The sequence below is a fragment of the Klebsiella spallanzanii genome (assembly GCF_902158555.1).
Classification (GTDB): domain Bacteria; phylum Pseudomonadota; class Gammaproteobacteria; order Enterobacterales; family Enterobacteriaceae; genus Klebsiella; species Klebsiella spallanzanii.
In genome coordinates this window covers 1-370 of record NZ_CABGGS010000033.1, presented here as the reverse complement: position 1 = coordinate 370, position 370 = coordinate 1, and the positions used below count along the sequence as shown (strand labels likewise).

Below are 370 nucleotides of genomic sequence, written 5' to 3'. Positions count from 1 at the left end.
GTTCGATCCCGCATAGCTCCACCATCTTTTACTGCTCAATATAAGAAAACTTCAGAGTGTACCTGAAAAGGTTCACTGCGAAGTTTTGCTCTTTAAAAATCTGGATCAAGCTGAAAATTGAAACGACACACTGTTAATGGTGTGTTCGAGTCTCTCAAATTTTCGCGACACGAAGGTGTTTTACGAAACATCTTCGGGTTGTGAGGTTAAGCGACCAAGCGTACACGGTGGATGCCCTGGCAGTCAGAGGCGATGAAGGACGTGCTAATCTGCGAAAAGCGTCGGTGAGGTGATATGAACCGTTATAGCCGGCGATGTCCGAATGGGGAAACCCAGTGCAATTCGTTGCACTATCGTTAACTGAATACAT

The 370-nt window shown here is 45.7% G+C and carries 1 rRNA gene; it reads left to right on the top strand.

Annotated elements, in window-relative coordinates:
* Positions 1-204: 204 nt before the first annotated feature.
* Positions 205-370 (top strand): 23S ribosomal RNA (locus FN082_RS17850); the annotation flags it as partial.